The sequence below is a fragment of the Saprospiraceae bacterium genome (genome assembly GCA_016712145.1).
GTDB lineage: Bacteria > Bacteroidota > Bacteroidia > Chitinophagales > Saprospiraceae > Vicinibacter.
In genome coordinates this window covers 1898109-1917500 of record JADJRO010000001.1, presented here as the reverse complement: position 1 = coordinate 1917500, position 19392 = coordinate 1898109, and the positions used below count along the sequence as shown (strand labels likewise).

At 37.2% G+C, this 19392-nt stretch carries 15 protein-coding genes and 2 rRNA genes (1 of these 17 cut by a window edge); 8 read left to right on the top strand and 9 right to left on the bottom strand.

Going from position 1 to position 19392, the window contains the following annotated elements; translation table 11 throughout:
• From IPK91_08130 to IPK91_08120, 3 genes are all read left to right on the top strand, one after another.
• Positions 1 to 821 (top strand): 23S ribosomal RNA (locus tag IPK91_08130) (it extends 2070 nt beyond the left edge of the window).
• A gap of 74 nt (positions 822 to 895) precedes the next feature.
• Positions 896 to 1008: ribosomal RNA gene (gene rrf / locus IPK91_08125) — 5S ribosomal RNA — on the top strand.
• Positions 1009 to 1361: 353 nt separating this feature from the next.
• Positions 1362 to 2915 (top strand): SulP family inorganic anion transporter, encoded by a 1554-nt coding sequence (locus IPK91_08120; GenBank protein MBK8297228.1) that lies wholly within the window; start codon positions 1362 to 1364, stop codon positions 2913 to 2915.
• Between the two features lie 15 nt (positions 2916 to 2930).
• Here IPK91_08120 and IPK91_08115 read toward each other — a convergent pair whose 3' ends face one another.
• Complete coding sequence (locus IPK91_08115) at positions 2931 to 4073, bottom strand: T9SS type A sorting domain-containing protein (GenBank protein MBK8297227.1); 1143 nt, start codon at positions 4071 to 4073, stop codon at positions 2931 to 2933.
• A 79-nt stretch (positions 4074 to 4152) separates the two neighbouring features.
• On the opposite strand from IPK91_08115, the gene IPK91_08110 reads away from it, so the two are divergent.
• The 3 genes from IPK91_08110 to IPK91_08100 all read left to right on the top strand — a co-directional run bounded on the left by IPK91_08110 (position 4153) and on the right by IPK91_08100 (position 7632).
• Entirely contained in the window at positions 4153 to 5184 is a 1032-nt protein-coding gene (locus tag IPK91_08110; protein ID MBK8297226.1) for an alkane 1-monooxygenase, read from the top strand.
• Positions 5185 to 5296: 112 nt separating this feature from the next.
• The gene (locus IPK91_08105) at positions 5297 to 6610 is read left to right on the top strand and encodes an adenosylhomocysteinase (GenBank protein MBK8297225.1); all 1314 of its coding nucleotides are present in this window, start codon (positions 5297 to 5299) and stop codon (positions 6608 to 6610) included.
• 26 nt (positions 6611 to 6636) lie between these two features.
• Positions 6637 to 7632, top strand: a complete 996-nt coding sequence (locus IPK91_08100; GenBank protein MBK8297224.1) for a DUF2279 domain-containing protein — start codon at positions 6637 to 6639, stop codon at positions 7630 to 7632.
• A 148-nt stretch (positions 7633 to 7780) separates the two neighbouring features.
• Here the strand turns inward: IPK91_08100 and IPK91_08095 are convergent, their stop codons facing one another.
• The 3 genes from IPK91_08095 to metF form a co-directional block, all read right to left on the bottom strand.
• A complete protein-coding gene (locus IPK91_08095; GenBank protein ID MBK8297223.1) occupies positions 7781 to 8068 on the bottom strand; it encodes a hypothetical protein in 288 nt (95 codons plus the stop codon).
• A gap of 111 nt (positions 8069 to 8179) precedes the next feature.
• The gene (gene fahA, locus IPK91_08090) at positions 8180 to 9442 is read right to left on the bottom strand and encodes a fumarylacetoacetase (GenBank protein MBK8297222.1); all 1263 of its coding nucleotides are present in this window, start codon (positions 9440 to 9442) and stop codon (positions 8180 to 8182) included.
• 17 nt (positions 9443 to 9459) lie between these two features.
• Complete coding sequence (metF, locus tag IPK91_08085) at positions 9460 to 10416, bottom strand: methylenetetrahydrofolate reductase [NAD(P)H] (protein MBK8297221.1); 957 nt, start codon at positions 10414 to 10416, stop codon at positions 9460 to 9462.
• Between the two features lie 263 nt (positions 10417 to 10679).
• Between metF and IPK91_08080 the strand changes: the two genes are divergently transcribed.
• Entirely contained in the window at positions 10680 to 12944 is a 2265-nt protein-coding gene (locus tag IPK91_08080; GenBank protein MBK8297220.1) for a CotH kinase family protein, read from the top strand.
• 3 nt (positions 12945 to 12947) lie between these two features.
• On the opposite strand, the gene IPK91_08075 is transcribed toward IPK91_08080, so the two are convergent.
• On the bottom strand, positions 12948 to 13583 hold the full coding sequence (locus IPK91_08075; GenBank protein MBK8297219.1) for a carboxypeptidase-like regulatory domain-containing protein: 636 nt from the start codon (positions 13581 to 13583) through the stop codon (positions 12948 to 12950).
• 121 nt (positions 13584 to 13704) lie between these two features.
• On the opposite strand from IPK91_08075, the gene IPK91_08070 reads away from it, so the two are divergent.
• Positions 13705 to 15057 carry an alkaline phosphatase family protein gene (locus IPK91_08070; protein MBK8297218.1) on the top strand — a complete coding sequence of 451 codons (1353 nt, stop codon included), beginning with the start codon at positions 13705 to 13707 and terminating at the stop codon, positions 15055 to 15057.
• Between the two features lie 19 nt (positions 15058 to 15076).
• On the opposite strand, the gene IPK91_08065 is transcribed toward IPK91_08070, so the two are convergent.
• The 4 genes from IPK91_08065 to IPK91_08050 all read right to left on the bottom strand — a co-directional run bounded on the left by IPK91_08065 (position 15077) and on the right by IPK91_08050 (position 19113).
• The gene (locus IPK91_08065) at positions 15077 to 15613 is read right to left on the bottom strand and encodes an inorganic diphosphatase (protein MBK8297217.1); all 537 of its coding nucleotides are present in this window, start codon (positions 15611 to 15613) and stop codon (positions 15077 to 15079) included.
• Between the two features lie 177 nt (positions 15614 to 15790).
• Positions 15791 to 16567 (bottom strand): sterol desaturase family protein, encoded by a 777-nt coding sequence (locus IPK91_08060; GenBank protein MBK8297216.1) that lies wholly within the window; start codon positions 16565 to 16567, stop codon positions 15791 to 15793.
• A 73-nt stretch (positions 16568 to 16640) separates the two neighbouring features.
• Positions 16641 to 17183, bottom strand: coding sequence for a GNAT family N-acetyltransferase (locus tag IPK91_08055; protein MBK8297215.1), 543 nt, complete (start codon positions 17181 to 17183; stop codon positions 16641 to 16643).
• Between the two features lie 37 nt (positions 17184 to 17220).
• Positions 17221 to 19113, bottom strand: coding sequence for a type IIA DNA topoisomerase subunit B (locus IPK91_08050; GenBank protein ID MBK8297214.1), 1893 nt, complete (start codon positions 19111 to 19113; stop codon positions 17221 to 17223).
• Positions 19114 to 19392 lie beyond the last annotated feature (279 nt).

Here is a 19392-nt window from a genome sequence, read left to right as displayed (position 1 = left end):
AAAAGACCCCGTGCACCTTTACTACAACTTCACATTGTGCTTGAATATAAGATGTGTAGGATAGGTGGGAGACTTTGAAGCTGGCACGCCAGTGTCGGTGGAGTCGTCCTTGAAATACCACCCTTTTTATATTTAGGTTCTAACCCTGTAACAACAGGGGACAGTGTGTGGTGGGTAGTTTGACTGGGGTGGTCGCCTCCTAAAGAGTAACGGAGGCTTGCAAAGGTGCCCTCAGCATGGTCGGTAATCATGCGTAGAGCGTATTAGTATAAGGGCGCTTGACTGAGAGATCGACGGATCGACCAGGAACGAAAGTTGGCTAAAGTGATCCGGTGGTTCCGCATGGAAGGGCCATCGCTCAAAGGATAAAAGGTACGCCGGGGATAACAGGCTGATCTCCCCCAAGAGCTCATATCGACGGGGAGGTTTGGCACCTCGATGTCGGTTCGTCACATCCTGGGGCTGGAGAAGGTCCCAAGGGGTTCGGCTGTTCGCCGATTAAAGTGGCACGTGAACTGGGTTCAGAACGTCGCAAGACAGTTCGGTCTCTATCTGTGGTGGGCGTTGTAACATTGAAGGGAGCTGACTCTAGTACGAGAGGACCGAGTCGGACGTACCGCTAGTGTATCTGTTGTGCCGCCAGGTGCAGCGCAGAGTAGCTATGTACGGACTAGATAAGCGCTGAAAGCATCTAAGCGCGAAGCTATCCTTAAGATGAGTGTTACATGGGGTCGTAGAAGACGACTACGTTGATAGGCTATAGGTGAAATCGTAGTAATACGTTCAGCCGAGTAGTACTAATTACCCCTAAACTTCCTTTTTTTTTCAAAATCTTCTGCTCTTTTTCTCTTCCAACCTTTTTTTTAAAAAATATCCCGCATCGCGGGAAAAAGTTTTAGGTGGCTATAGCGAGGGGGTTCCACCTCTTCCCATTCCGAACAGAGAAGTTAAGCCCTTCTGCGCCGATGGTACTAGACGCAAATCTGGGAGAGTAGGACGCCGCCGTTTTTTTTCAAAAGCCCTGCACGTTGGTGTCAGGGCTTTTTTTTTGGGACAATTGAAGAAGCTGTTAAGCTGACTAGCTAATAAGCTATTAAGCTAAAAGAAATACCAACGTCATTAATCCAATCATTTTAAATCATACATTCCAAGCTTTAACCTTAACAGCTTGTCAGCTAAAAAGCTATTAAGCTAAAAAGCTAATAAGCCCAAAGAAATTCCGGAGTTATTATTCGAATCATTTTAAATCATACATTCCAAGCTTTAACCTTAACAGCTTGTCAACTTAACAGCTTGTCAGCTTAACAGCTTATCAGCTATCATTCAACGATTCGCCCTAATTTAGCAGTTCGATTTAATCCATGAAACGAACCATTAAATATTATAAAATCATGTGGTTTAAACACGATCTGCCTGCGGGGCTTTCTGTGTTTTTGGTTGCGCTCCCACTTTGCTTGGGGATTGCATTGGCCAGCGGAGCCCCACTCTATTCTGGATTGCTCTCTGGAATTATTGGCGGGATGATTGTACCACTAATTAGTAATTCTCAGTTAGCTGTATCCGGTCCTGCCGCCGGACTCACGACCTTGGTTGCAGCTTCCATTGCATCCATGGGTGATTATAAAGTATTCTTATTGACAGTTGTCATCGCAGGCGCATTTCAAATTCTGCTAGGCTTATTAAAACTTGGTTTGATTGCAAACTATTTCCCCTCATCTGTAATTAAAGGAATGTTAGCTGCTATTGGAATTATCCTTATTATGAAACAAATTCCACTGGCAATTGGCTATGATCAACCCGATTTCTGGACAAGCGGATTTTTAAATTTATTTTCGTCCAATCATTTTTTAGGAAATATTCAAAATTTTTACAAGCACAGTACACGTGCTGCTGTATTAATCGCATTAAGTGGTATTAGTATTTTACTATTTTTTCAACATCCCAGAGCAAAAAAATGGAAGGTAATTCCTGCACCTCTTGTTGTTGTGTTGCTTGGGATATTAATCAATAGCTTGCTAAATGATTATATCCAGACACATGCTTTAAAACAAACACAATTGGTTCAGATTTCTAATAATCTATTTGAAAGCATTGCATTTCCGGATTTTTCAAAATTGTTTGACAATGTTCAATTTTGGAAAGATGGAATCTTAATTGGTTTATTGGCAAGTTTGGAAACCTTATTATGCATTGAAGCAATTGATAAATTAGATAAAAGGAATAGAATTACACCCATTAATCGGGAATTACTAGCTCAAGGTGTTGGAAATATAGCCTGCGGTTGTTTAGGCGCATTGCCAATAACTGCTGTAGTGGTGCGGGGTGCAGCAAATGTTGATGCAGGTGCCCGAACCAAAATGGCTGCATTTACTCATGGACTTTTTTTATTATTAGCAGTATTGTTGATTCCATTTGTACTAAATAAAATTCCCTATGCATCGCTTTCGGCAATCTTGTTGGTAACAGGATTAAATTTAACTAAACCTAAATTGTATCGCAACATGTGGAGTTTGGGTTGGAAGCAATTTATTCCTTTTAGCATTACGATTTTAGTAATCTTGTCTACGGATTTACTTATAGGAGTAAGTATTGGATTACTTTTATCAATTTACTTTATAATCCAAAATAATTTTAAGGCAGAATATAAAATTACCAGAAAAACTATTAACGGAATTGAATCTGAATACATCAAATTAAATACAAATGTCAGCTTTTTAAATAAAGTTAAATTGCGCCAGGTATTGGATGAAGTACCAGAATATTGTGTTCTGACTATCGATGGTGGGGAATGCAATTTTATTGACTATGATATATTAGAAATCATTTCGGAATTTGAAAACAAAGCACACGATCGTCATATCGAATTGCATCTAATCGGAATTGAAAAAGTCAATGTAACTGCACTTCATGGGTAAAATGGAATCTATATATTATTGTTTAATAAATCGCCTGGTGTATTTAGTTGATCCTTGTATAAAATTTATAAAATAAATTCCGGAAGGCAAATTCGTTATTTGTAATTCATACGGAGATGTATTTAAACTTTTTGAAAGATAGTTCTGTCCGACGCTGTTAATAATTTCTATTTTCATCGGTAATTGCAAATTATTTTGGGTTGAAATCAATACCTTATCATAAGCCGGGTTTGGAAACAGCTCAATATAAAAATTAGTTAAATCCTCACTTGAAACCAGATTTCGTTTGTACTTGCTAAAAAATTTCCAAATTTCAAGACTCGCATTGAAGTCTTGACAAGTAGTACCAATTACAAAAGGGGATCCGGGCCAGGTATGCGCTCCGTTTAGTATTTTGTAATGTTGAACTTCATTCGTTCCAGGATAAATATATAATTCCGCAGTTGCCCCATCGGTCTTGTTGATATCTGGAACAGATGATTTAATTAATTTTTGTTTGTCCAGGCTATTTTTTTGAATCCAAAAATCCAATACGTCTGGGATCGATAAAACTCCTGTAGATCCATTGTAATTGACAACTGCATCGGCGTCTCCATGTATTTCCATTACGGGAATGGGTTGAGCATTTTTACATAGTGTCTGTGTCAAGAAGGTCATCGAACCGGTTACAGATGCAATGGCGGCAAAGCGATTGCTAACACACGCTAAATGATAACTCATAAAACCTCCATTTGACATGCCGGTACTAAAGATTCGATCAGCGTCAATAGAATAGACCTTAGAAAGGGTATCAATGATAGCATGGATGAACCCAACATCATCCACATTGCTGCTGCCTACTAATCCAACATTCCAAAATTGTTGGGTGGTTTGTGGAAATACTGTGCCGTTTGGATGAACCAATATAAAACCTGCAGTATCGGCTATTTTTCTAAAATCTCCGTAGAATTCTTGTTGATCCCCATTGGATCCGTATCCATGTAAATTGAATACAAGGGGATAAAATTTAGATTGATTAAAATTTGCAGGCAAATAATAGGAATAAGTTCTGGTTAGGCCATCATGCACTAAATTAGTGCGAATTGTTTGTTGCGATTGAAGCTGTAAAGTAGTGTGCAGCAATACCAAGCATAGAATAAAACAGGTAACTTTGTTCATACTGATAAATTAAGATTAAATAAAGATAGTTTATTTTATCAAGATATTTATGGCTTCCAAACGAATCAATCCATATTAATTGAAATACCTATTTGCAATTTTTATTCCGATACTTGGGTTTATGGGCCTTTGGTTTCAATCCTGGTTTGCTCCTGGGAGTTTTTATCTTGGATTTGTATTTATTCCAATACTTGAATTCTTTTTACCTATCAATTCAACCAATGAAACTGCGATAATCCGAAAACAACAAAGCAATGCGATCTATTTTGATATCCTGTTGTATTTAAACCTTCCATTGCTTTATTTCCTTAATTTTTACTTTTTATTCATGTTGCAATCACAGCCGCTGGATTTTTGGATTTGGACTTTGCTGGTATTAAATTTGGGAATATGTACGGGTGTTATGGGAATTAATGTAGCGCATGAATTAGGACATAGACCCGGGTTGATCAATAAAATCTTTTCCCAGGCATTGTTATTACCTGCATTGTATATGCACTTTACAGTCGAACACAATTTCTGGCATCATAAGTATGTAGCAACATCAAAAGACCCTTCTTCAGCCAGATTCAATGAATCCCTTTTTCGTTTTTGGATTCGGAGTATTGCAGGTGTTTATAAAAAATCAATCTTTCTGGAAGCAAGAAGACTTGAACAATGCCAACTGCCATTTTTTCATTGGAAAAATCAGTTGCTTTGCCAACTGGTGTTACAATTTTGTTATTTGGGTATTTGCTATTTGATTGCGGGGCTGTTGGGTTTGGTTTCTGCTTTGGGAATTGCGTTGATTGCAATCCTGCTATTAGAATCCATCAACTATATAGAGCATTATGGACTTCAACGAAACCTTTTGGACAATCATCAAATTGAACGCGTTACAAATTTTCACTCATGGAATTCAGACCATGTTTTAGGTCGCATATTTTTATATGAATTGACCCGACATCCGCACCATCATGAAAAAGCAGCTGTTAAATATCAGCATTTGGAGAGCAAACTGCACAGTCCACAATTGCCTTTTGGTTATCCTGCCAGTATTTTAATTGCTTTGATTCCACCGCTTTGGTTTAGTCTAATGAATCCCCGAATTAATACCTTAATTCGACCATAATTTGTACAACAATTTTCAGCAAAAGCTGTTATTAAATAGCCATTAACACGCTAGGAGTCAAGTTCTTATTTTATAAGAAATTTATTAATAACTTTGCGCAAAATTTGAAAATATGGAGCAAGTAGCAACACATCTAAAGTATCGGGTTAAAGATATAAGTTTAGCAGACTGGGGTCGTAAAGAAATTGAGTTGGCTGAAGCAGAAATGCCAGGACTCATGTCCCTTCGTACTGAATTTGGCCCATCCAAACCATTACAAGGTGCCCGCATAGCAGGATGCCTGCATATGACCATTCAAACGGCCGTTTTAATTGAAACTTTGATTGAATTAGGAGCTGAAGTAAGTTGGTCATCCTGTAATATTTTCTCAACACAGGATCATGCCGCAGCAGCAATCGCAGCTAAAAACATTCCAGTCTTTGCATGGAAAGGCATGAATGAAGAGGAATTCGAATGGTGTATCGAGCAAACCTTATTTGCATTTAAAGATGGGCAGCCATTAAATATGATTTTAGATGATGGAGGAGACTTAACCAATATGGTTTTGGATCATTATCCAGAACTTATCAGCGGCATTCGTGGAATTTCTGAAGAAACAACAACGGGAGTATTGCGTTTGTATGACCGTATGAAAAACGGTAACCTTCCTTTACCTTGTATTAATGTAAATGATTCAGTTACAAAATCTAAGTTTGACAATAAATACGGTTGTAAAGAATCCTGCGTAGATGCCATTCGTCGTGCAACGGATATTATGATGGCTGGTAAAGTAGCGGTAGTCGCTGGTTATGGTGATGTTGGAAAAGGATCTGCTGCTTCATTGCGTGGTGCAGGTTGCCGGGTAATTGTAACGGAAATCGATCCGATTTGTGCCTTACAGGCAGCAATGGATGGATTTCAAGTATTAAAAATGGAAAATGCAGTTAAATTGGCAAATATTGTCGTTACTGCCACGGGCAATTGTGATATCATTTCTGAAAAACATTTCAGATCGATGAAAGACAAAACCATCGTTTGCAACATTGGTCATTTTGATAATGAAATTGATGTGGCCTGGTTAAAAAGTAACTTTGGAAAAACACATGTTGAAATAAAACCTCAGGTTGATAAATATACAGTAGATGGAAAGGATATTATTTTATTGGCAGAAGGTCGCTTAGTCAATTTAGGTTGTGCCACAGGACATCCTTCTTTTGTAATGAGTAATTCGTTTACCAATCAATGCATGGCGCAATTGGAATTATGGCAACATGCAGATCGTTACGAAAACCAGGTGTACACCTTGCCTAAAAGCCTGGATGAAAAAGTGGCCCGTTTGCATTTAGCACAAATTGGTGTTGAATTAGAAGAATTAAATACCAAACAAAGCGATTACATCGGAGTTAAAAAAGATGGTCCATACAAAGCGGAATATTATCGCTACTAATCGCGAGTCGTATTGACATAAATTATATGAACATTACAACCAGACTTAAACAGTGCGCTTTAAGTCTGGTTTTTTTTTGTGGGATTCTAGCTTCTATTCAAGCTCAATCTGGTTATCAAAGTTTTTTTACTCCATCTGATACGCTTAACAAGCGTCGGGTATTGCTTGCAAGTGGATTTACTACTGCAACGTATTCTGCATTTTCAATCGGTTTATTTAAAGCCTGGTATTCGAAATCAGAACAAACTTCATTTCACACCTTCAATGATTTTGGTGAATGGAATCAAATGGATAAAGTAGCACATGGTTTTGATAGCTATTTCCAAACTGCTTTGTGTTATCAAGGTGCACGTTGGACTGGACTAAACAAAAAGAAGGGATTGATTTTGGGAAGTTCAATTGCAATGTTATTTCAAACAACGATTGAAGTATTGGATGGCTTTAGTCCGGAATATGGATTTAGTTTTCCGGATGTTTATTTTAATTTACTTGGATCTGGATTTTTTGTTGGACAACAATTGCTTTGGGATGATCAAAAATTTAAATTAAAGCTTTCAGCGAATCCCAAAAACTACTCAGACCAAGCAATTATTGGAAAGGCGGGTCACACAACCAGCTATCAATCCAGAGCCAGAGATTTATATGGAAGCGGCTATTTCAATAGCGTGTTAAAAGATTATAATGCCCAGACTTTTTGGTTATCGTTCAATCCGGGCATGTTTTCACAAACAATCCAATCCGTTTGGCCTGCTTATTTGAATGTTGCTATTGGCTATGGATCCGATAATTTATATGGTGGATTTAAAAATGAATGGGTAACTCCGAATGATCACTACATTTTAGAATCAGAAAAACGATTCCGGCAATACTATCTTTCATTAGATTTAGATTTGAGTAAGCTCAAAGTCAAGAATCATTTTCTTAAAACCGGATTAAGCATTTTAAATATTATTAAAATACCGGCTCCAAGCTTAGAAATTAATTCAAAAGGATGTGTAAAAGGCCATTGGTTGTTTTTCTGAAACTACCACACAAGAGGCTATTGAAAATAAAATGAATTTTCAGTTTATCTATTTTAGAATCTTCACATGATACTATTTAATGCATGAAGGTTCTTTAAATAAAAAGAGATACCAGGATCTTTAGAATCCTGAATCGTACGTATAAAAACTAATTTACGGTAATTGATTTTGTTCTTACACAAGCATTTCCATCTGTAACGGTGACGCTATACAATCCCGGCTTAATCACATCAATTGAATTACCAGACGCACCAGTTGACCAAACAATTTTAAATGGCCCCAATCCATTAAATGTTTGGACCGTTAATAAATTGTCCTGAGTATCATGTGTAACTTCAATATAGAAATGAGCACATAATGGACTTTCTTCTTTTTTACAGGTAAATGAACTTATAAAAAAGTAAATAAGCAATACAGAGATTATTTTAATTTTCATAGCTATGATTTTGAACAGGTAGATTTAGAAATAGTAATAAAATTCAAAGCGACTTGAACGCCAATCAAATATAGTAAGTATTTAAATAAAAAAAATACATGACTTGTTAACTTAGGCTACGATTCGGCCTGAAACTTCACCAAAGCCAATTCGATACTGGGCATGTTGTGCAAATCCCTTAATAACTACAGTATCTCCATCTTGCAAAAAACTCCGTGTCGTGCCATCTTTCATCAACAAGGGTTTTGTTCCTTTCCAGGCAAGTTCCAACAGGGAACCATAAGATTCCGGAGTTGGACCAGAAATCGTTCCGGATGCACAGAGATCTCCAATTTGCATATTGCAGCCATTTATAGTGTGATGAGCCAATTGTTGGGACATGCTCCAGTATAAATACTTCGAATTTGATTTACAAAGCAGATTTTCTGTACCATCTGGAGTGATTAAGTAAACGGCTAATTCGATGTTGAAATTAGATGGTTTATCAATTTTTAAATAGTCCAATAAGGTGACTGTTGGCACAGGTCCATTTGTACGAAAAGGTTCTAAAGCATCTAAATCAACCACCCAGGGGGAAATGCTTGAAGCAAAATTTTTAGCTAAAAAAGGACCCAATGGTACATATTCCCAACGTTGTATGTCGCGAGCAGACCAATCATTAAATAAGAGTAAGCCTTGAATGTGTTGTTCTGCATTGCCAACTGGGATGGAATCACCCAATTTATTTTCTTTACCAATTACAAAAGCCAATTCCAACTCAATATCTAATTGTCGGGTAGCATCCAGGATGGGCGCTTCCCCATCCTTTAATTGGATCTGGCCTTTGGGACGTTTAATGTCTGTACCGGAAACTACAATAGAAGAAGCACGACCGTGATAACCAACCGGTAAATGCAACCAGTTTGGCAAAAGTGCATTCGCCGGATCGCGAAACATCATTCCAACATTTGTGGCATGTTCGCGGCTGCTGTAAAAATCGGTGTAGTCACCTGCTTTTACCGGTACATGCAATTTGACTGAATTTTTAGGATATAAATGGTTTTTAATTAGAGATTGGTCTTTTTTATTTGCTTCTGAAAAAAGTTGAACTAAATCCTTTCGAATTTCGCGGATGCTGTTTTTTCCTTTTTCTAATAATTTATTCAGAGAATCACTTGCTAAATCAGAAATTTCCAATCCCGGACATTGTATGAATCCATCTGAATACAAACCAAATAAGTCGATAATCTGGTCACCTATAATTGAACAAACTTTTGGAATTCCTTCTGATTTTGAAAAAATTCCAAGAGGTAAATTTTGAATCGGAAAATCTGAATCTTGTGGATAAGGTATCCAGGATTTTAATAAAGGATCAATGACTAACGGTGAATTCATTCGTTTGTTTTTTATTATCAAATAACGCGTTCCACAATTTTGCGAACGGTTTGACTGTCTCCCATAGTATAAAAATGGATACAGGGTGCGCCATTTTTTATCAATTCTTTGCATTGATGAATACACCATTCCATTCCGGCTTCTTTAACTGCTAAATCGGTTTGTGCTTTATTTATTTCTTTAACCAAATCATCTGGGATGTTGATGTAAAAATTTCTTGGAATCGAACCCAACTGGTAACGTTTTGTAAGTGGCTTAATTCCCGGGATGATTGGAATATGGATTCCTTCTTTGCGACATTGGCTTACATAATCAAAATATTTTTGATTGTCAAAAAACATTTGAGTCACGATATAATCCGCACCTGCTTCCATTTTTTTACGGGTATATTTCAGATCCGATTTCATATTGGGTGCTTCAAAATGTTTTTCCGGATAGCCTGCAATTCCGACACAAAAATCAGTTCGGGATCCATTTTCAATGGAGGGATCTAAATAGACACCTTGATTCATTCTGCCAACCTGTTGAACTAAATCCAACGCGTATTCATTTCCACCAGGTTCCGGGATAAATTTTTCATCAAATTTTCGTGCATCTCCCCGTAAGGCCAACACATTGTGAATATTTAAAAAATGCAATTCAATCAGTGCATTTTCTGTATCCTCCTTGCTAAAACCGCCACATATCAAGTGTGGAACTGCTTCAACACCATAATGATGCATAATGGCTGAACAGATTCCAACGGTACCGGGCCTTTTGCGGATTGCTATTTTTTGATAGTATCCACTGGGTTGGATGTTGTATAAGAACTCTTCCCGATGATAGGTTACATCAATAAAGGGTGGTTTAAAATCCATTAAGGGATCCAGACTTTGAAAAATAGCATTAATACTCCCTCCTTTTAAGGGCGGCAATACCTCAAAAGATATCAAGGTCTTGCCATTAGCTTGTTTAAGGTAATCTGTAACTTTCATATAAAGAATATCGGCAAAAGTAATACCATTTTAATTATAAAAAACCCTGGATTGTTTATTACTAAATTATTGAATGTCAAATGATTCAATTGTTGTGCAGCACTATTGGAATTCTTTGTTACTGCTAGTTTAATTAAATCGAATTGGGAAAGCAATTGTGCCTTTAACCAACCAGGAATCATTTAATTTCGTAAGAGATTGGTATATTTGTAAGCTCGATTAGGCACTTCCTTATTTAATTCAGTTTTCTAAGTTTTGTTGAAATGAAACCAGTACAATTTGTTTTACTAAGCATCTTTTGTCTTTTTTTACACAATACCTTACCGGCACAGGATGACTTTTATAATGTTGAAAAAGTTCAGGAAATATCCTTGTTTTTCAGTTACAGCAATTGGGATTATCGATTGGATACAGCCAAGGCCGGTAAGGAAAATTACATTATAGCCGATTATTGCATGATTAACGGAGTTCGATACAATAGTGTAGGCGTTAAATACAAAGGAAATAGCAGCTATAATGCAGGTCGGATAAAAAATCCACTGCATATAAAATTGGACTTTATAAAAAATCAGGATTACCATAACTACGAGAGCATAAAATTGGGTAATAATTTTTCCGATCCTTCTGCAATTCGAGAAGTTATTTCGTATCAAATTTTATCTCAGTATATGGATTGTTCGGTTGCAAATTTTGCACTAGTCTATATCAATGGATCCTTAATAGGATTATATACCAACGTAGAAACCGTTAATAAAAAATTTTGCAGCGAACATTTTGGTTCTTCAGATCATGTATTTGTAAAGGGCAATCCGGATCGACCTGGAAATAACTCAACCAGTAATTTAAAATTCAATACCTATGACAGCAGCAAATATTTAATTTATTATGGAATGGAAAATACAGTGGGTTGGTATAAACTCATTGCCTTGATGGATAGTCTTCGGATCAAAACCAGCAACATTCCAAAAATTGTTGATGTAGATCGAAGTTTATGGATGCATGCATACAATAATGTTATGAGCAATTATGACAGTTATACCGGCTCCTTCTCACAAAATTATTATTTATACGAAGATGATTATGGACGCTTCCTACCGGTAATTTGGGATCTCAACATGTCCTTTGGAGGTTTTCCAGGAAGTGGCAGTTCTGTCGATAAATTGTCCATTTTGTATCAGTCAACCAATGCAGACCGTCCATTGATTTCAAGTTTATTGAGCAATGCCACATATAAACGGATGTATCTGGCCCATTTAAAAACAATTGTTGAGGAAAATTTTATTGGAAATGGGTTTGAAACAAATGCTAAGTATTTGCAGTCGATCGTGGATACCCTGGTTAAAAATGATCCCAATAATCTTACAACCTACGCCCAATTTCAGACGTCGTTGACTGCTGCCATTTCTGGCGGTGGAGGACCGGGAGGAAGTTCACCAGGACTTCTTACGTTACAAACGGCCAGACTTGCTTATTATAAAACCACTCCGGAATACAATTACATTGCTCCAACTATTGGTAATTATACTGCCGACATTCAAAATCGATTTGTTGGAGATTCCATTTGGATATCAGTTAAACTTTCAAATCAAAACAATGCGTTTGTTGGTTTTAGAAAAAACAAATACAGCCCTTTTGTTTATCAAACTTTATACGACGATGGACTCCATCAGGATGGGATTGCCGGGGACAGTATTTATGGCGCCTATATTATTGCACAAACCCGTAAAACACAATTTTATATTTATGCAGAAAATAATTCCATTGGTTTGTATTCACCCCGCAGAGCAGAATTCGAATATCATACCTTGGAAGTAAATGAAAAATTAACGGATATTCAAAAAGGAGATGTGGTTATCAATGAATTTATGAGTTCAAATCAATCGACTGTGTTAGACACTACGGATGATAAATTCGAAGATTGGATTGAATTGTATAACAACACAAATCAAACTGTTGACTTAAGTAAATTGTTTCTGACGGATGATGATTCCAATATGGAGAAATTTGAATTTCCATCAGGCATTTCGATACCGGCGAAAGGAAGACTCATCATTTGGTGTGACGAAGACAGTCAAACGCCCAGCGGCGTACATGCAAATTTTAAGTTGTCTGCCAGTGGAGAACAATTAATATTTACACGACAGGATGGCTTGGTCTTAGATAGTATCCGTTTTGGAGCAATACCTACAGATCAATCCATGGAGCGGTGTCCGGATGGTACGGGTTTATTTAAAATTACCTCTAAGCCGACCTTCAATTTACCAAATTGTGGCATTGTTGCCAATGAAGATGTTAAGCCTTTGTCTCCATTTTTTATCACGCCTAATCCTGCACATCACTATTTTGAAATTGTAAATCCGGATGGTATTTCAATTAGAGACATTACAATTTACGATCAGTTAGGACAGACGATAACACGTACCGTTGGAAATAAAGTCGATGTTTCCAATTGGCAAGCAGGCATTTACTTTATTGTATTCGTGGATACGTCTTTAATAAGATACAATCTGAAATTGATTAAAGAGTAAAGTTTATTTCTTTTTCTTTTTAAAGTCACCCCGTTTGAGCGCTTTAAAAAATTCAATCCAGGCAATCGGACTGAAAATTTTCTGTGGTTGGAATTGACCATCGTAATAGGCTTTTTGAGCTTCCTGAGCCATGTATAGACTCATATGCGCCCGAGGGTCTGAAGGAACTCCAGGTTCGATTTTAGCCAACACATCGGATGCAATATTTTTTTGTGCTATTTCTTTCAGTTTATCACTTACATCCATTTCCAAAAACTCTTGTTTAAAATGTTGTTTTGATGGAATTGGAAATACAATGGCTCGTTCTAATTGAAAGGTATCCGGTTGTAAAATAAGCTCTAAATAAATTTGATTCTCCTCGAAATCTACAGGTATAGATCGCAACACTTTTTTATATCCAACATAATTAAATTGAATGGTATCGCCTCTTTGTACCGCAATTGAAAAAAAACCTTTTTCATCTGTAAATCCACCACGTCGGGATCTTAATATTCCCACGCCAACATAAGGCAATGGCAGAAGCGCTTGTTTGTATTCTGAAAATACCCGCCCTGAAAATTGGATCAGACTTTGATCTTGCGCTGCCAGTTTAATGGGTCCAATCAAACCCAGTAAGCAGCATGCCAATGCTAATTTCAAAAAGTAAGAACATTTTGTATTTAGGGATGCGGTATTCACTGAGTGGCTAAGATAAATATTGATTAGGTAAAATGGCTTGTTAAAATGGAGTCTATCTTTGTTCTATAATGACCCGATTCTAATGAAAAAGTTGCATTTTTTATTGTTTATATGTCTTATTTCCTCAGAAATAAGGAGTCAATTGATTAGCGGACCGATGCTGGGTCCGGTAGAATTGCGAACCGCCTCCATTTGGTGCGAGTCTAAGCCTGGAAGTGTTATAAAACTGGAATTTTGGCCAGAAGCTGCTTTGGAACAAAAGAGAAGCCTCTCCCCGGAATCATTTGTAAGGTTTAATCACCAGATTGATAAATTTAATCTGATTGATTTACAGCCAGGCACAAACTATAGCTACCAATTGATTGTAAACAATAAAACAAGACCTGCAAACGCTTCAGGACGTTTTAAAACCCAGGTCCTGTGGAATTACAGGTTTCCTTCACCCGATTTTAGTTTTTTAGCTGGCAGTTGTGCCTTCACCAATGAAACGGTCTCTGATCGCCCGGGTAAACCCTACGGAGGGGATTCGAGTATTTTTAATCAAATGGCTAAGGAGGATGCTGCATTTATGCTGTGGCTTGGTGACAATTGGTATTACCGGGAAGTGGATTACGGCAGTAACTGGGGTTTGTGGTATCGCGCGTCCAGGGATCGAAGCAGGCCAACCCTGCAGCCTTTCTTAAAAAAAATGGCTCACTATGCGATTTGGGATGATCACGATTACGGACTCAACAATGACAATCAATCATTTATTTATAAAGAAGAAACGCGTAAGGTATTCGATCAATATTGGTGCAATCCACAAGTAGCTGACCAGGGAGGGATTTATACCCGGTTTAGTTACAATGATGTTGATTTTTTTTTAATGGATGACCGCAGTTTCAGGACTTCGGATTACATGAAGGACAGTATCAACGGCCAACCAAATCCAAATAAAAAGATGTGGGGGAAACAACAGTTGAATTGGCTTAAAAATCAATTACTGACCAGTAGAGCGCCTTTTAAGATTATTGCAAATGGTACACCAATTCTGAATCAATACAACAACCATGATTGCATGGTCCATTTTGTTTTGGAACAACAGGAATTATTACAATTTATTGAAGACGAACAAATCAATGGGGTGATTTTTTTAACCGGTGACAGGCATCATAGCGAAATTTCCAGAAAAAAATTGAAAAATGGATATTACTTGTATGATATTGTCAATTCTTCCCTTACTGCAGGACCGCATATTTTAAGCGAAAGGGAAATTAATAATCCGGATTTATTAGCTGATAAAACGGTCAATCAAAATAACTATACCCGTTTTCTTATAAATGGAAAACCTAAAGAACGAACTTTAAAATTAGAATTTAAAGACCTTAATGGAAATGTATTAAAAGATTGGCTTGTAAATGAAAATGAATTAAAATTTATTACTGAATCTAAATAATTTTTAATTGTGTATTTTATTAAATAGCCTGCGGAAATTTTTCCTGATACATAATAAAACTATCCAGGATAATTTGTTTTGCCAGTGTATGGTCTAGAAAATCCTCTACCAAAACTGTTTTATGTTCTAATTTCTTATAGTCTTCAAAAAAATTGCGCAATTCAGAAATAAAATGTTTTGGTAATTCAGAAATGTCGTTGATGTGATTTACACTGGGATCACCCGCACACACCGCAATTATTTTATCATCGGCATCGCCCTGATCCACCATGCGCATGACTCCGATTACTTTTGCGGAAACCAAACAAAGTGGTACAAATTCTAATTGGGAAAGTACCAATATGTCTAAGGGATCTTTGTCTTCGCATAAGGTCCTGGGTATGAATCCATAATTTGCAGGATAATATACCGAGGAATACAATACACGGTCTAATTTTAATAACCCGCTGACTTTATCAATTTCATATTTTGCGCGGGTCCCTTTTGGGATTTCGATAATACCATTTACAAATTCCGGTGTTTGTTCACCAGGACTTACGTCGTGCCAAGGATTCATTAGTCAATTACGAATTTTCAATTACGGATTACGAATTATAAAGGTACATTTAAATTATTGATAAATAATACCTTGAAATAAAACTAATTGCAAAGTATAAAGATATATTTATAATAGTAATGGAAAGGAATCTTGAATTAATCCCCATTCGTAATTCGTAATTGAAAATTCGTAATTCTATTTAAAGGGCAGCAGCATCTGATATCCAATACTTTGTTTGGATTCATCTTTTAATTCAGTGAGGCCATATTGAATTGTTTCTGGGTTGGTCGGTTTCCAAGTGCCGAATATGCGATCCCAGAATGTAAAAACATCTCCAAAATGTGAATCCGTTAACGGTCGATCGTCACTGTGGTGAATTTTATGCCAGCCGGGTGTAGCGATAATATATCGTGCTGGTTGTTCGATCCAATCCGGCCATTTGACATTGCTGTGTTGTAAAATAATTAGAGGCAATGCAATGCTTCCATATACGATAAAGGTGGTCATAGATATGCCAAAAACAGCAACTGCCGTTGCTTGATAAATGCCTTGGGTTAATACGACTTCAAACGGATGAAATCGCAGCGAACTGGTAGCATTTAAATTGGGATCGGAATGGTGGACCCGGTGAAATCTCCACAACAAGGGGATCCGATGGGAAAGATTGTGCACGCCATAACTCCCAAGATCAATCAGAAGCAATCCAATCAGGATCTCTGACCAATTCGGTAAATTGACTTGATTTAATAAGCCGAATTGATGGCTGGCTGTCCATTCGACACTTGCCAATACGCCTAAACTAAGCAATCCATTAAATACAAAACTGATTAGACTCATTCCTGCATTTCTAAGATCATGTTGTTTTTGGTTGGGGGCTTTTTGTAAATAAGGACGCATGTTTTCAATACCATACATCAGGATTAACATACCTACGAGTATCAGCGGTTGCAAGTTTGCTAAAAGTTCTATCATATATTTTTATTTGATAGACAAACTTACGATGTAAAGATATTTTTGGATTTTTAGTGCTTATAAATTCACATGATTATGGGATGAATTCACGCCATTGCGATTGGCTAATTTCATACCAGTTTTCATGCACCTCGTTTTCAAGATATTGGTTTATTAATTTCATTCCACATTTTTTGAGAACCTTGTTGGAGGCGATGTTATCAGCTTGAGCAGCAGCACAAATGGTCTCTAAATTCATTTCGCCAAATCCATAGTTAAGAGATGCTTGAGCGGATTCAGTTGCATATCCTTTACCCCAATATTTTTGTATGAGACGATATCCTACATCATAATAATTGCTTTGTTGATTCCTGGTTTCTTTGACAAGTTTTAATCCTGACCAGCCTATAAATGCATTGGTTTTTTTCTCGATGACGGCCCACCGACCTATGCCATTTTCTTCATATTGCTTACGTACAAACTGAATGATAGGTGGGATCTGGTTTATTTCTTTTATTGGATTGTTTCCTAAATAACGATGCACTTCCGGATTGGAATCCAATTCATACATCCCTTCCACATCCGATTCTAGAAAATCACGGAGGATGAGGCGATCGGTTTCAATATAAAATTTCATAGCCTGTTTATCAGCTTGGAATCGATCCGTTGCGGGCTTAGGCTATGATTTCTTCTTCGGTAGCCATTTCAGTATCGGCACTGATTTTATCCAGATCGACTCGAAGATTTTCGATAATAAAATCCTGCCGATCCCCGGTATTTTTACCCATATAATATTCCAATATTTTTTCAATGTGTGAATCTTCATGAATGATAACCGGTTCTAATCGAATGTTTGAACCAATAAATCCTGCAAACTCATCCGGACTGATTTCTCCCAATCCTTTAAATCGGGTAATTTCTGCTTTCCCTCGAAGGGCATTGATGGCATCGGTTTTTTCCTTCTCAGAATAACAGTAAAAAGTTTGTTTTTTATCCCGCACCCGAAATAATGGCGTATCTAAAATAAATAAATGTCCATTGCGTACCAATTCTGGAAAAAACTGTAGAAAAAACGTCAATAATAAAAGTCGGATGTGCATGCCATCTACATCTGCATCGGTAGAAATCACCACCTTATTGTATCGGAGATTTTCGATTCCATCTTCAATATCCAGAGCATGTTGCAATAAATTGAGTTCTTCATTTTCGTAAACGATTTTCTTGGTCATTCCAAAACAATTCAGTGGCTTGCCACGCAAACTAAACACCGCTTGTAATTCTGGATTTCTGGATTTGGTAATCGAACCGCTGGCTGAATCTCCTTCAGTAATAAACAGGGTAGTGTTTTCAGCGAGTTCTGGTTTTAATTTGGTATCCGTCAGATGGTATTTACAATCGCGTAATTTTTTATTGTGCAAATTGGCTTTTTTTGCACGCTGGTTTGCCAATTTTTTAATTCCTGCTATTTCTTTGCGCTCGCGTTCGGACTGTAATATTTTACTGAGTAATTCTTTAGCAGTTTCTGTATTTTGATGTAAATACAAATCCAATTCTTTACAAACAAAATCTGCGATAAAGTTGCGCAGCGAAGCTCCTTCCGGACTGATCCCGGTCGAACCCAGTTTGGTTTTAGTCTGAGATTCAAATACGGGTTCTTCAATGCGAATGGCTACAGCCCCAATTGCCCCGGCATGAATGTCTTTGCTGTCAAAATCTTTTTTGTAAAAATCGCGAATGGTTTTAACAATGGCCTCTCTGAAATAATTGAGGTGGGTACCCCCCTGAGAAGTAAATTGACCGTTTACAAAACTGTAATATTGTTCGCCGTATTGATTGCCATGAGTCAACACACATTCAATGTCCTCGCCTTTTAAGTGAATGATTGGATATTGCAAATGCTCGCCATCTGTGCGGCGTTCCAACATATCTTTCAAACCATTTTTTGAAATGTAGGTTTTGCCATTAAAATGGATGCGCAATCCGGCATTGAGATACGCATAATTCCAGATGCGACTTTCTACAAATTCCTGAACAAAACGAAATCGGGAAAATATTTTTTCATCCGGTTTAAAACTGATGATGGTCCCATTGACTTCATCGGTTGATTTTAGATTGTTGTCCTTGATTAAATTACCACGCTCAAATTCTGCAATTTTGGTTTTACCATCCCGGATGGATTGCACCTTAAAATAATTCGAGAGTGCATTTACTGCCTTGGTACCCACACCATTTAATCCGACCGATTTTTTAAACGCTTTGCTGTCGTATTTTCCGCCGGTATTAATCTGGGAAACGCATTCAATTACTTTGCCCAATGGAATTCCACGCCCATAGTCGCGCACCGTTACAATGCCATCTTTGATATCAATATCTACTTCCCGGCCATATCCCATGACATATTCATCAATGCAATTGTCTATGACTTCTTTGAGTAAGATGTAAATCCCGTCATCAATAGTGGTGCCGTCGCCCAATTTGCCAATATACATCCCCGGGCGGAGGCGAATGTGTTCTTTCCAGTCGAGGGACCGTATGTTTTCTTCGGTATAATTATGGGCTTGAGCCATAGGATGCTATTTTCTGATAAAGGGTAAAGATAAAAACATATTATGATTAAAATTAATTTGATGATCGCAGTTGAATTTAACTTATCTAATGAGATTTCAGGGCGCTATAGCGTTTTCTATTATGGATTTTTGTATTAGATAAATGGTTAAAATTTAAATGCCGTCATTGTTTTTTCTAGACGTCTAGGTAGTAAATAGGTTTAAGTAAGCAATTTTTTCAAGGCTTGATGAATGATAGGCCCAATTGAACAAATCCAATTAGCTATTCTAAATTCAAAA